Source organism: Altererythrobacter sp. GH1-8, from assembly GCF_043702085.1.
Taxonomy (GTDB): domain Bacteria; phylum Pseudomonadota; class Alphaproteobacteria; order Sphingomonadales; family Sphingomonadaceae; genus Erythrobacter.
In genome coordinates, this window is sequence record NZ_CP171690.1 from 1,926,370 (window position 1) to 1,939,378 (window position 13,009).

Genomic DNA, 13,009 nt, shown 5'->3' on the forward strand with positions numbered 1-13,009 from the left:
CGATTACGCCGCTTTCTTGCGACGACCCCGCTTCTGGCCGGGCTTCCGCCCGAGCCCGATCTTCTTCGCCAGATCGCGGCGCGTCTCCGCATAGTTTGGTGCCACGATTGGGTAATCGGGGCCCAAGTCCCACCGTTCCCGATATTCTTCAGGCGTCAAGCGATGCTCGGTTGAGAGATGGCGCTTCAGCATCTTCATCTTCTTGCCGCAATCAAGACACACGATGTGGTCCTTCTTGACGGAGGCACGGATTGAAACCGCTGGTTCGGGCCGCACTTCGACCGGGCTGGCGTCTTCGCCCAATTTGGATAGGGCGTTGAATACATTACTGATAAGAGAGGGCACTTCATCCACGGCGACTGGATTGTTGCTTAGGTGTGCTGCAACAATATCGGAAGTCAAAGTAATGAGTGTCTCTTTCATATCGAGTTCTAAAGCGCTCATGAGTTCCTCGTCAGTTTTTCTTGTTGTATGGCTTTTCGCTTCTATGGCGCTCTCATGAACCTGCAGTTTGTCGAATGCAAGGGAACAAAAGCACCAGTGCCGACCAATCCGATCATGTGTGGATGTCGAGCGTCCGCGCGAAAGTGATGGCGTCGAGGCGGTCACCACTGGAGAGCTTGTAATAGTCCTTGCGCTGACCGATCGGCACAAAGCCTGACCTGCGATAGAGAGTTTCAGCCGGGTTATTCGAGCGCATTTCCAGAAACACGCGTGTAACGCCGCGAGTGGCCGCATTTCGGAACAGGGCTTCGATCAGGCCGGTTGCAATCCCACGCCCCCGATGCGCCGGATCGACCGCAATCAACAGCAATTCCTCTTCATCAGCCGCGTGTCGGCTCAACACAAATCCCGCAGCGGGGGCTTCGCTCACCTCAAACAGCGTGCCATGACAATCGGCCAGGATCGCGTGGGTGTGCGGCAAGATCAGCGCATCGCTAACCTGCTTGCGGTTCCAGGCTTCGCCCCATTGCGGGTCAAACGCCGCTTCCATCACCTGCATGATGTGGTCGACTTGATCCATCATGCCTCGGTACCTGCTGGTAGTTTCGCATCAGGCGGACGGCCATAAATCGCGGAGAGCGACTTGGTCAGGTGTTGATCTGCAAGCGTCAGGACCAGCCTTGCATCAGGATGCATGGGGGCGGCAATTCCGTGTCCGCGAGCGAATTGAACCGCCTCTGCTGCCGTTCCCGCGATTATTGGATGTATCAATTGCCGGGCCGCCTGTTCGGGAACGAGCGACTGCACTTCGTCTTGCGCCATTCCCGCGGCATCGAAATTCTGCGCGAAAACTTCGCCGTGCCCGGCCCGCATGGCGACACTGCAACATTTATCAGGATAGCATCTCCGCGCGACCGCGTTTACCAGAGCCAGTGTCGGGTAGCCGAGAACCTGTGCGCGCCACGCAAGGCCAAGTGCGCGGGCAGCCGCAAGACCGATGCGGACGCCCGTGAAACTTCCCGGGCCCAGCGAAACGAGGATCCGGTCCGCACGTCCCTTGTCAGGCATGTCGGCAATAATCGGGATCAGGCGTTCCGCATGACCGCGGCCGAGCACCTCGTGGTGCGAACCCGCCAGCTCTGTTCCATCGAACAAGGCAACGGAGCAAGCTTCTGTAGCGGTTTCGATCGCGAGTGTACGCATGGCTCGCGCAGTGCCTCAGCGAGCCAGCGCTCGCAAGTCAGATAATACGGTTGAACTTCTCGAAGTCGGGCCGCGGCGAACGATCAAAGATACTGTCTGGATCGCCATAGCCGATCGAACAGATGAAATTGACGCGGTGACGCGGCTCGTCCGCAAAGAACGTCGCATTCAGCTTGGCAGCATCGAAACCGGACATCGGTCCGCAATCAAGCCCGAGCGCGCGCGCAGCCAGCATCAGATACGCGCCTTGCAGGGAAGAGTTGCGGAACGCACCCTCCTTGCGGCCATCTTCATCACCTTCGAACCAGCTCTTCGCGTCGGTGTGCGGGAAGAGCCAGGGCAGCTCCTCATGGAAATCAATGTCATAGCCCAGAATGGCAGTAACCGGTGCTGCCTTGATTTTGGCCTTGTTGCCATCCGATGCGCATTCGACGAGCTTCGCCTTCTGTTCTTCGGACTTGACCCAAACGATGCGTATGGGCTGCATGTTGGCAGATGTCGGCGCCATCTTGGTGAGGTCCCAGATCGCGTGTAGCTGATCATCCGAAACCGGCTTGTCGAGCCATCCATTATATGTGCGCGCTTCATAGAAAAGCTGGTCGAGCGCGTCAGATGAAAGCTTATGATCGTGAAACTGTTTGGTCATGAAGGCCTCGAGAATATGTCTGAAAAATCAGGCGGCTCTGACTTCAACGACCTCGGGCACATAATGTTTCAACAGACCTTCGATCCCGTGCTTGAGCGTTGCCGTGGATGACGGACAGCCCGAGCACGACCCTTGTAGGGTCAGATAGACGATACCGTCCTTGAACCCGCGATAGGCGATATCGCCGCCATCGCCCGCAACAGCAGGGCGGACGCGCGTTTCGAGGAGTTCGTTGATCTGCGCGACAACATCGGCATCTGCCGGGTCCTCTTCGACCAGCATCGCGGCGTCCTCTGCTGGCACTGCAATGCCTGATGCATCCCCGCCAGCGAACAGAGGCGCTTCGGACACGAAATGGTCGAGCAGGATCGCAACAACTTGGGGCTTCAGGTCAGACCAGCTCACGCCGGGTGCGGCAGTGATCGAGACGAAATCGCTGCCGAAGAACACGTTCACGACCTCGCCCGTGTCGAAAATCGCCTGCGCCAAAGGGCTGGCTTCAGCCGCTTCAGGGGTTGCAAATTCGCGCGTTCCGCTGGTCATGACCTCGCGGCCAGGCAGGAATTTGAGGCTCGCGGGGTTCGGGGTGGTTTCAGTCTCGATAAACATAGCAGAGATGTAGGGAGTGCGCTGCCGGGCGACAAGGCGGAATTGTGCTTCTGAGCGAGACGATGAATTTGGAGAGCGCATCGCCCTTCCATTCACTATCCCTTCACACCTTTCTTTCCTATATTACGTACCATGAAGCTTCTTACACGCGCTGTTTTCGCTCTTTCCGCCCTGACAATTCCTCTGGCCGTTCCTGTTTCGGCACAGGAAGCGCCCGTCGCAGATATGCCTGCCAGCCTGCAGACCGGTGACGAGACACCGTGGATCTATCGCGACAGCGACGTGCCGCGTGATGAAGAGTGGTTGTTCGGCGAAATGGACAACGGTCTGCGCTATGCGGTGCGCGAAAACGGTGTCCCGCCGGGGCAGGTATCGATCCGAGTTCGCATCGACGCGGGCTCCTTGCACGAGCGTGACAGCGAGCAGGGCTATGCACACTTGCTGGAGCATTTGCTGTTCCGCGAAAGCGCCTATCTCGGGCCGGCAGAAGCGATTCCGACCTGGCAGCGTCTCGGCGCGACATTCGGCAGCGACACCAACGCGGAAACGAGCCCGACGCACACTGTTTACAAGCTCGATCTGCCAGGCGTTACGCAATCGAGCTTGCGCGAAAGTTTCAAGCTGCTGTCCGGCATGATCAAGGCGCCCGTATTGAGCCAGGCGAATGTCGATGCGGAAGTGCCCATCGTCATGGCTGAAAAGCGCGAACGGGGCGGTGCAGGCAAGCGCGTCAATGACGCAACACGCCAGACCCTTTTTGCCGGTCAGCGACTGGCAACCCGCAATCCGATCGGCATTGACGAAACTCTCAGCGCGGCAACTGGTGCAGCAGTTCAGGCATTTTATGACCGCTGGTACCGTCCTGAAAATACGGTGATCGTCATTGCTGGCGATGCTGATCCCCTGGAGCTGGCCCGCCTGGTCGAGGAATGGTTCGGCGACTGGGAAGGCAAGGGACCCCGAGAGGAGGCTCCGGACTTCGGCGATCCCGTCGCGCCGCAAGGCACGGATCCTGCAAATCCGATTGGAGAAGTCGCTGTCATAGTCGAGCCAGACATGCCGCGCTCGCTCACCTATGCGGTCATGCGCCCGTGGCGGCCGGTGAAGGACACGATCGTCTATAATGAAGGCCTGCTGCTTGATGCCATCGGGCAGGCGATCATCAACCGTCGTCTGGAAGCACGCGCGCGCGCAGGCGGCAGCTATCTCTACGCGCAGGTCCAGCAGGATGATGTATCCCGCTCGACCGATGCGACCTTTGTCAGCTTTGCGCCGCTGAGCGAAGATTGGGAAGCTGCACTGGATGATGTGCGCGCAGTGATCGCCGACGCGCTTGAGGCGGCTCCCACGCAGGACGAGATCGACCGCGAAGTGGCTGAGTTCGACATTGCCTTCGCCAGCGAAGTGGAACAGGTCTCCGTCCTCGCTGGCTCAAAGCTGGCGGACCAGATCGTGCAGGCGGTAGATATCCGCGAGACTGTGGCATCGCCGCAAACCGTGCTCAACGTGTTCCGCGGGATGCGCGCGCGCTTCACTCCGGAGGAAGTGCTCGCACACACGCGCAAGCTGTTCGAAGGCGACGTGATCCGCGGCGTCCTTGTCACGCCGGAGGCTGGGGCTGTGAATGAAGACACATTGCGCCTTGCGATGGCGCGTGAGGTCACGCCCGATTCCAGTGCCCGCCTTGCTTCGACCACCATTTCGTTTGATGAATTGCCGCCCATTGGCGAACCCGGGACTATCGCAGTCGATGAGCCGCTTGGCTTGCTCGATATTGACCGCGTCCATTTCGCCAATGGCGTCCGAGCCGTGCTGTGGTCCAATGATGCTGAACCTGGCCGGGTAACCGTGAAGGTCCGTTTCGGCGCTGGTTACCGTGCTTTCGAGCCGGAGGATGCAGCCTATATCTCCTTGGGGGAGATGGCCCTGGTCGGCTCGGGCCTGGGCGAGCTGGGTCAGGAAGAGCTTGATCTGCTCGCAACCGGGCGCAAGATGGGCTTCGATTTCGCGATCGAAGAGGCGGTGTTCAGCTTTACCGCGCAAACCCGCTCGGAAGATGTTGCCGACCAGCTTTACCTGTTCGCAGCAAAGCTTGGAATGCCGCGCTGGGACACCAATCCGGTGCTGCGAGCGAAGGCCGCTGCCAAACTTGCCTACGATACCTTCGAGACAAGCCCCGGCGGGGTGCTCAACCGCGATCTGGAATATCTTGTCACGGCCAGGGATCCGCGCTTTGCGACGCCTGACCCGGCAATGATGGATGCCGCAACGCCTGAGGGCTTCCGCGAAGTGTGGGAGCCGCTGCTGTCACAAGGGCCGCTAGAAGTGATGGTCTTCGGTGACTTTGACCGTGCCTCTACGGTCGAGGCTCTGCGGCGCACTTTCGGCGCCTTGCCAGTGCGTCAGCCAATCGATCCAACTGTTGCGGTGAGAGTTCCGGATTTTCCTGCGCCTGACGCAGAGGTCGCGGTCCGCACTCACCGAGGGGATCAGAACCAGGCTGCGGTGGTCATGGCATGGCCAACCGGCGGCGGGATCGAGCGCGTGCGCGAATCAAGGCAGCTCGAAATCCTGGTCGAATTGTTCAGCAACCGGCTGCTGGAGGCCATGCGCGAGCGGGCAGGAGCGAGCTATGCTCCGCAGGCTGTTTCCGACTGGCCGGTCGATCTCAACAGTGGCGGCAAGATCCTCGCGCTGGCTCAGCTCCAGCCTGAGGATGTGCCAGTCTTTATTGCTGAAGCGAACCGGATCGCCAACGATCTGGCAACTGTCCCGATCGGGGCGGATGAACTCGCCCGCGTGACCGAGCCGGTGCGCCAACGTATGAGCCGCTGGTCAACCAGCAACAACTTCTGGCTGCACTTCCTGCAAGGTGCGAGCTTTGACGGTCGCCGGGTCGCGGCCATGCCGACGCTCATGGCGGACTATTCCGCGACAACGCCGGAGATCATGCAGATTCTCGCGCGCCGCTATCTCGCGTCGCGTCCCGGTTTCACCATGGCGATCATTCCCGAAGGGCAGAAACTCGCTGAGACTGTCCCTGCGGGCCCCGGTCCTGCAGGTCCCAAGCCTGCTATCATGGGGCGATGAACCAATTTCAGGATCGCAGCGCGTTGAAATAATATTTGCTTGTATAGCTCTTGCGCTTTGCAATTCAAACTCAGGGCGTGTAGGCGCGCGCACCGATTGGTAATGCAAGTTTGACGATTGAACGAGAAACAGAGTGGCTCAGAATTGGACCCCGGACGGCTGGAAAGCCCATGAAGCGCGGCATTTGCCGGTGTATGAAGATGCAAGCGAACTGGCCGCTGCCGAAGCCACTCTTGCGTCTTACCCGCCTCTGGTCTTCGCAGGAGAAGCGCGCGCACTGAAGGCTGATCTCGCTGATGTAGCTGAGGGCAAGGCCTTCCTGCTTCAAGGCGGTGACTGCGCGGAAAGCTTCGCTGAGTTTCATCCGAACAACATTCGCGATACTTTCCGTGTCTTGCTGCAGATGGCAGTCGTGATGACCTTCGCCAGCAAGCGTCCGGTCGTCAAGGTCGGGCGCATGGCCGGCCAGTTTGCAAAGCCGCGTTCTGCGCCGACTGAGACCAAGGGCGACCTTACCCTGCCGAGTTATTTCGGTGACAACATCAACGGGATCGATTTCGATCCGGTCAGTCGCCGCAACGATCCCGGGCGGATGGTCAAGGCCTATTCGCAGGCGGCAGCGACGCTCAATCTGCTGCGCGCATTTGCTGGTGGTGGCTATGCCAATCTGCGTCAGGTTCACCAGTGGACGCTGGATTTCATGGGTCGCACCCCTTGGGCAGAAAAGTTTGCGGAGACCGCTGATCGGATCGGCGAAGCGCTCGACTTCATGGAGGCTTGCGGGGTTGACCCTGCCACCGTTCCACAGTTGCAGGGTACCAGCTTCTACACCAGTCACGAGGCTTTGCTTCTGCCGTATGAGCAGGCAATGACCCGGCAGGACTCGCTGACGGGTGACTGGTATGCGACCAGCGCGCACATGGTCTGGATCGGCGACCGGACCCGGTTTCCGGGCAGCGCGCATATCGAGTTTGCGCGCGGGATCGGCAATCCGCTCGGCATGAAATGCGGCCCCAGCCTGGAGACCGATGATCTGCTCCGCTTGCTGGATACTCTCAATCCGGCGCGCGAGGCGGGACGCATCACACTGATCAGCCGCTTTGGTCACGACAAGGTCGAAGACGGATTGCCCCGTCTGGTGCGCGCCGTGAAGCGCGAAGGTCATCCGGTCGTATGGAGCTGCGACCCGATGCATGGCAATGTTATCAAATCCGACAGCGGCTACAAGACCAGGCCGTTCGACCGCATCCTGACAGAGGTGAAGGGATTCTTTGCCGTGCACCGTGCTGAAGGCACGCATCCGGGCGGGATTCATATCGAGATGACCGGGCAGGATGTGACGGAATGCGTCGGCGGTGCTGTGGCGATTACCGACGAAGCGCTGGGCGATCGTTATCACACGCATTGCGACCCGCGCCTCAATGCAGCGCAGTCGCTTGAGCTGGCGTTCCTCTTGGCGGAAATGCTCAATGCCGAGGTTATCGAGCGCCGCTCAGCGGACGCTGCCTAGGCCCTGACAACCTGCACATCGTTAATGTGAGCTAGTCGTGCAACTAGGTGCGGACGCGCGACTCATGAGGACACTATCGTGATATTCTTTGCCTAACGCTCTGTTCAAATATTGAGGTTTGAACAGGGCTTGGTGCTTTGCACGATTTTGACTTACCTGCGTTGTACATCATCAAGCTGCTGCTCGTCACTGCGCTGCTGGCGACTGTGGCTGCTGTCGTGCAAACGAGACGCTACCTTTCCTTCAAGCGCCTGGCGGCTCGTCAGGCCCAATGGTTGCGGCGCAGAAAGGAGCGGTTCAGCGACGTTTCGCAGGTTCTCAAGACGACAGAGCAACTTGGCGACTTCGGGCATTGGCAGTATTTTCCGCGCGAAGATCGGCAGCTGTGGTCGCGGACGCTGCGCGAGTTCTTTGGCCTGCAAACTCAGGACGAGATGAAAGAAGGCGATGCGGAAACCCTTCTTGCATCGAACGGAATCAATCTTGTCGAGCTCGCTCATCAGGCCATCGCACAGGACAAGATCATTTCGTCCATTGTCAGGGTTCGCGGGCTGGATGGAGAGCGCCGCATTCTGGAAATGCGCATGTGCAAGATGCCCAGGGCGCGGGACGCTGGAGAGCGTGTCTTTGCAGTGTTTCTCGATGTGACGCGGCAATATGAGCGCGAAGAACAGCTCCAGCATTCGCAGCGCAAGGCCATTGCAGAAGCGCGCCGGGCAAGAGAGCAGGCCAATCGAGACCCGCTCACCAATCTGGCCAATCGACGTCGGGTCATGGGCGAGCTTGACCGCTTGCTCTCGCGCGCACGAGCCGCAGCCGTGCCGGTCTCAATGGTCCCGTTCGATGTCGATCACTTCAAGTCGGTAAACGATGAATTTGGCCACTTAGCAGGCGATACAGTGCTTCGCCGGCTTGCCCGCATTGCCTCCGAACAGGCCCGCGAGGGCGATCTGGTAGGCCGTATAGGCGGAGAGGAGTTTGCCTGGATCATGCCCGGAGCGGATCGCAGGTTTGTGCAGGTTATCAGCGAGAGATTGCGCCGTGCGGTGGCCCTTGGCAGCGCTATTCCGCCTCTGCCCCCTGTCACGATCAGTATCGGATGTGTCATCGCAGAGCTAGGGGACAGCAGCCTTTCCCTGTTCGCGCGGGCTGACGAAGCTCTCTACCAAGCTAAGAATGGCGGTCGGAACACAGTGAGGATGGCTGCCTGACTGAACCGCGCGCGGCTGCATGAGTTGTGCAGGCGAGCGGCGATTTGACCGCCAATAATTGCCGTCAACCTTTTAATTGAATTGGCTTTACGGCATGGAGAGGCCCCTGGTCGAACCTGGGAGGTGATCTGGTGCCAGACAGGCTTGCACAGACTGCAGTAACGCATCCGATTGACTTCGGAGCAAATTTTCATGCCACTCGGCGGTTGATCGAAGCGCTTGTCGAGCCGCTTACCGATGCAGATGCAACGATCCAGTCGATGGAGGATGCCTCGCCGGCCAAGTGGCATCTGGCTCATACCAACTGGTTCTGGGAGACCTTTCTGCTGCGCGATCATGCGCCGGGCTATCGCCTGTTCGATGAGAGTTACCCGTTCCTGTTCAATTCCTACTACGAAGCCGAAGGGGCGCGGATTGCGCGCATTTCTCGCGGAATGCTTTCGCGCCCGACGCTTGAGCAAATTCTGGACTGGCGTGCGCATGTCAGCGACGCGATGGAGCCGCTGCTTGACAGGCCGGATCTCGCTGAACTGATTGCGCTCGGGATCGCGCATGAGCAGCAGCACATCGAACTGCTGCTCACTGACATCAAGCATGCCATTTATCAGAATCCGATGCGGCCAGCGGTGTGGGCTAGCGGGGCCTCGGCTGGCGAAACGCAGCTTTCGGGCTGGATCGACCACCCTGGCGGTGTGGCCATGATCGGACACGCCGGGCAGGGCTTCGCATTCGACAATGAAGGGCCGCAGCACCGCGTTCTGCTTGAGCCTTTCGCGGTTTCGCAAGGGCTCGTCACCAATGGCCAATGGCAACAATTTGTCGATGACGGGGGCTATCGCGACGCGCGGCTGTGGCTGTCGGATGGCTGGGCCTGGCTGCGAGAGCATGACATCTCAGCACCGCTTTATTGGGAAGGGGATGCCCACTTTACCCATCAAGGTATCCAGCAGCGCGACCCCAATGCGCCTGTCACCCATATCTCCTATTACGAGGCTGACGCCTTTGCGACATGGGCAGGCGCGCGCCTGCCGACAGAATTCGAGTGGGAGGCGATTGCGCGAGCGCTGGCCCCTGAGGGCGGCGAGCTGACGCCTGATCCGGCGGCAGGCAACCAGCTTGATCGCGCTGCGCCTCCGCTGCCAGGGGGGAGCGCATCGCTGTTCGGGGATTGCTGGCAATTCACGCGATCTGCCTATCTGCCCTATCCCCGGTTCGCCCCCGCTGACGGCGCGGTAGGCGAGTATAACGGCAAGTTCATGAGCGGGCAGTTTGTTTTGAAAGGCGCAAGCTGCGCCACGGTTCGCGGACATTCGCGCGCCAGCTATCGCAATTTCTTTTACCCTCATCAGCGCTGGCAGTTCACCGGCCTCCGCCTGGCAAAGGACAACCCATGAGCAACGCCAAGGGCATCAAGCTTGTCGACCTCGATGAGGAGGGGGTGAACAGGGCGTTTCGTGCCGATGTGCTCGCTGGCCTGCGTCAAGAGCCAAAGGCAATCCCTGCGCGCTGGCTCTATGACGATGCCGGATCGCAGCTGTTTGAAGAGATAACCCAGCTGCCGGAATATTACCCGACGCGCGCTGAAACGCAGATTCTGGAAAGCCTTGGGAATGAGTTTGCGGACCGGATCGGGCCGGGCCGGGCAGTGGTTGAATTTGGTTCGGGCAGCTCGGTAAAGACCCCGCTCCTGCTCGATGCGATTGCTCCTTCGGCCTATGTCCCACTCGATATTTCCGGCGATTTCCTGCGGGCTGCGGCGAAAGATCTCTCCGGCAAGTTTCCGGGCTTGCCGGTCCATCCTGTCGAAGCGGACTTCATGCGCCAGGTGGAACTGCCGAGCGAGATTGCCGATCTGCCAAAGCTGGGCTTTTTCCCCGGCTCGACAATCGGCAACATGGTGCCGCGAACGGCTGTCGACCTGCTGCGGACCATGCGGGCGACCTTGGGCGAGGGCGCCTTGCTGCTGATTGGGATGGACCTGATCAAGTCCGAGGACATTCTCAAGGCGGCGTATGACGATGCGCAAGGGGTTACCGCTGAGTTCAATCTCAACCTTGCACGGCGTATCAATCGCGAACTGGACGGGACCATTCCAGTTGAGAAGCTTCGCCACGAAGCGCGTTGGGAAGACCATTACGCGCGGATCGAAATGCATCTGGTCGCTGAGGAGGCGCTGGAATTCAGCGTATCCGGGGTGACCTTCGAACTGGCCGCAGGAGAGAGTATCCACACCGAAAACAGCCACAAGTTCGATCGGCGCAGCGCGAACACTTTGCTCCTCGCAGGCGGCTGGACACCGATTGCACGCTGGCTTGATCTTGAGGAGCGCTTCTCGCTCATCCTCGCTGAAGCGAGTATCCCGCGCAGCGCGCCATAAGCGGAGCGGAATAGGTGTGAAACCTGCGTGCGTCCCAAGCGTTGGGCGCAGCATGGACGAGAGACACTTTGCAGATACCGTCATCATCGGCGCTGGCATGGCAGGCTTGGCCTGTGCCACGGCACTGACAGCGGCTCGATGCGAAGTGCGTTTGCTCGACAAGGGGCGCGGCCCTGGAGGCCGGATGGCGACACGGCGCGCGCCGCTGGGTTCGCGGCAGCTGCGCTTCGACCACGGTGCGCAGTACTTCACTGCGCGCGATCCGCGCTTTATCGAAGTGGTGGAGGCTTGGCACGGGCAAGGTGTTGTCGCGCCGTGGCCTGCGGCGGGCGAGGAGGCCTGGGTAGGCGCTCCGGCCATGAACACGCCGATCCGCCATATGGCAGAAGCGCTTGATGTTACCTTGTCGGCGCGCGCTGAGAGCATTGCCGAGACTGCGCAAGGCTGGGCAATAACCACGCCTGATCAGACACTTGTCTCGCGCAATCTCGTGATAGCCATTCCACCTGAGCAAGTGAAAGCCTTGCTCGCAGACGTCGTGCCCGATCTCGCAGCCCTTGCCGGAGCTGTCCGTTCCTCTCCGTGCTGGGCAGTTATGGCCATGTTTGATGAGCCACTGGGCCACACCCCGGATTGCTGGCGCGACGAGACCGGTCCCATTTCCTGGGCGGCGCGCAATGGTGCCAAGCCGGGCCGCGATGGCAGCGAAAGCTGGGTCATTCAAGCCTCACCCGGCTGGTCAGAGAAAATGCTCGAGCTGGAACAGGATGAAGCGAGCGAAATCCTGCTCGCTGAGTTCTTCAGTTGCATTGGAATTGAACGGATTGAGCCGCAATTCCTGACTGCGCACCGCTGGCGCTATGCGATGCCGCAAGTGCGTGAAGGGGAGGCAGCGATCTGGGATCGCGAGAGGCGGATCGGCCTTGCCGGCGACTGGCTGCACAGCCCGCGGGTCGAAGGGGCGTTTCTCTCCGGGTGCACATTGGCGGACGCAATTATCGCTGCGTAATCAGCCTGCGTGGACGCTGGGCGCAAGCATCCCTATATGGGCGAGATGAGCCTTGAAAATCTCTGGAACAACCTTGTCTCGGCGATTGCAGCGATCCCGCGTTCAGAATTGCTCATAGCCACCATCGCTGTGGTTTTGCTCGGCTGGATTGGTGCGGTGGCCGCAAGGCGCGGTGTCCGCTTTGGCGGGTTTGTCCGTGGGGCCAGCACCCTCGCCTTGGTCGGCATCCTCGTCGTGGTGGTGCTCCAGTTGTCTCGCCTCGACCCGCGGCTGGAAGTGGCTGTTCCTCAGATTGGCCTTCCGGAACAGATCGTTGAAGGAGGGGAGACCCGGATACCGCTGGCCCGCGATGGGCATTTCTGGCTGCGCGCGGAGATCAACGGTGCCCCTGCCAATTTCCTCGTCGATACCGGGGCCACCTTGACCGCTGTTTCGAGCGGATTGGCACAGCGTGCCGGGCTGGAACCACGCCGCGGAGGCTTGCCGGTAACGGTCGGAACGGCCAACGGACCCGTGGCCGCACAGCTTGCCACCGCTGACGAGCTGCGCTTCGGCAATGTCTCTGCCCGCGGACTCGATGTGGTGATCGCGCCCTCTCTGGGCGAGACGAACGTGGTGGGCATGAACCTGCTTTCGCGTCTCGCGTCATGGCGCGTGGAGGGCAACACCATGATCCTCGTGCCGAACAACCCGCAGGCTCCGCTTGAGGTGAGGTGACGCAAGCCGCGCTCATGCAGCGAAGCGGTAGCGCGAGAGAACTCACGCTCATGCAGCGAAGCGGTAGCGAATGAAAGACTATGGCTGGGGTGGCAGGATTGTCCTTTGGACGTCTCCGCGCCAAGACGCTCCGACTCCAAACCTGCTGTCGCTTCGCGAGCAGGTTCGATCCTGTGATAGCTTGTTCTTTGAG

General features: G+C 60.2%; 12 protein-coding genes. 7 read left to right on the plus strand and 5 right to left on the minus strand.

What is annotated here, in order from left to right:
- Positions 1 to 3 precede the first annotated feature (3 nt).
- From ACG9DO_RS09425 to ACG9DO_RS09445, 5 genes are all read right to left on the minus strand, one after another.
- Positions 4 to 444 (minus strand): MucR family transcriptional regulator, encoded by a 441-nt coding sequence (locus ACG9DO_RS09425; RefSeq protein ID WP_394727261.1) that lies wholly within the window; start codon positions 442 to 444, stop codon positions 4 to 6.
- A gap of 112 nt (positions 445 to 556) precedes the next feature.
- Entirely contained in the window at positions 557 to 1,027 is a 471-nt protein-coding gene (locus ACG9DO_RS09430; RefSeq protein WP_394727263.1) for a GNAT family N-acetyltransferase, read from the minus strand.
- Positions 1,024 to 1,647, minus strand: coding sequence for a tRNA (adenosine(37)-N6)-threonylcarbamoyltransferase complex dimerization subunit type 1 TsaB (gene tsaB / locus ACG9DO_RS09435; protein ID WP_394727266.1), 624 nt, complete (start codon positions 1,645 to 1,647; stop codon positions 1,024 to 1,026). The genes ACG9DO_RS09430 and tsaB overlap by 4 nt, the downstream gene beginning before the upstream one ends.
- Positions 1,648 to 1,684: 37 nt before the next feature.
- Entirely contained in the window at positions 1,685 to 2,293 is a 609-nt protein-coding gene (locus tag ACG9DO_RS09440) for a malonic semialdehyde reductase (protein WP_394727268.1), read from the minus strand.
- 27 nt (positions 2,294 to 2,320) lie between these two features.
- A complete protein-coding gene (locus ACG9DO_RS09445; protein ID WP_394727270.1) occupies positions 2,321 to 2,902 on the minus strand; it encodes a NifU family protein in 582 nt (193 codons plus the stop codon).
- 132 nt (positions 2,903 to 3,034) lie between these two features.
- Here ACG9DO_RS09445 and ACG9DO_RS09450 point away from each other — a divergent pair, with 132 nt between their 5' ends.
- From ACG9DO_RS09450 to ACG9DO_RS09480, 7 genes are all read left to right on the plus strand, one after another.
- Positions 3,035 to 5,992 (plus strand): M16 family metallopeptidase, encoded by a 2,958-nt coding sequence (locus tag ACG9DO_RS09450; protein WP_394727272.1) that lies wholly within the window; start codon positions 3,035 to 3,037, stop codon positions 5,990 to 5,992.
- Between the two features lie 133 nt (positions 5,993 to 6,125).
- Positions 6,126 to 7,502, plus strand: a complete 1,377-nt coding sequence (locus ACG9DO_RS09455) for a class II 3-deoxy-7-phosphoheptulonate synthase (RefSeq protein WP_394727274.1) — start codon at positions 6,126 to 6,128, stop codon at positions 7,500 to 7,502.
- Between the two features lie 161 nt (positions 7,503 to 7,663).
- A complete protein-coding gene (locus tag ACG9DO_RS09460; protein WP_394727276.1) occupies positions 7,664 to 8,713 on the plus strand; it encodes a diguanylate cyclase in 1,050 nt (349 codons plus the stop codon).
- A 128-nt stretch (positions 8,714 to 8,841) separates the two neighbouring features.
- A complete protein-coding gene (gene egtB, locus ACG9DO_RS09465; protein WP_394731250.1) occupies positions 8,842 to 10,107 on the plus strand; it encodes an ergothioneine biosynthesis protein EgtB in 1,266 nt (421 codons plus the stop codon).
- Positions 10,104 to 11,090, plus strand: a complete 987-nt coding sequence (gene egtD / locus ACG9DO_RS09470; RefSeq protein WP_394727278.1) for an L-histidine N(alpha)-methyltransferase — start codon at positions 10,104 to 10,106, stop codon at positions 11,088 to 11,090. The genes egtB and egtD overlap by 4 nt, the downstream gene beginning before the upstream one ends.
- A 52-nt stretch (positions 11,091 to 11,142) precedes the next feature.
- Positions 11,143 to 12,099 (plus strand): NAD(P)/FAD-dependent oxidoreductase, encoded by a 957-nt coding sequence (locus ACG9DO_RS09475; RefSeq protein WP_394727280.1) that lies wholly within the window; start codon positions 11,143 to 11,145, stop codon positions 12,097 to 12,099.
- Positions 12,100 to 12,108: 9 nt separating this feature from the next.
- On the plus strand, positions 12,109 to 12,816 hold the full coding sequence (locus tag ACG9DO_RS09480; protein ID WP_394727282.1) for a TIGR02281 family clan AA aspartic protease: 708 nt from the start codon (positions 12,109 to 12,111) through the stop codon (positions 12,814 to 12,816).
- Positions 12,817 to 13,009 lie beyond the last annotated feature (193 nt).

Bases quoted from the DNA above. Each gene is read 5' to 3' on its own strand.
- ACG9DO_RS09430 (WP_394727263.1), bottom strand. From the start codon at position 1,027: ATGATGGATCAAGTCGACCACATCATGCAGGTGATGGAAGCGGCGTTT.
- tsaB (WP_394727266.1), bottom strand. From the start codon at position 1,647: ATGCGTACACTCGCGATCGAAACCGCTACAGAAGCTTGCTCCGTTGCC.
- ACG9DO_RS09445 (WP_394727270.1), bottom strand. From the start codon at position 2,902: ATGTTTATCGAGACTGAAACCACCCCGAACCCCGCGAGCCTCAAATTC.
- ACG9DO_RS09475 (WP_394727280.1), top strand. From the start codon at position 11,143: ATGGACGAGAGACACTTTGCAGATACCGTCATCATCGGCGCTGGCATG.
- ACG9DO_RS09450 (WP_394727272.1), top strand. From the start codon at position 3,035: ATGAAGCTTCTTACACGCGCTGTTTTCGCTCTTTCCGCCCTGACAATT.
- egtD (WP_394727278.1), top strand. From the start codon at position 10,104: ATGAGCAACGCCAAGGGCATCAAGCTTGTCGACCTCGATGAGGAGGGG.
- ACG9DO_RS09425 (WP_394727261.1), bottom strand. From the start codon at position 444: ATGAGCGCTTTAGAACTCGATATGAAAGAGACACTCATTACTTTGACT.
- ACG9DO_RS09440 (WP_394727268.1), bottom strand. From the start codon at position 2,293: ATGACCAAACAGTTTCACGATCATAAGCTTTCATCTGACGCGCTCGAC.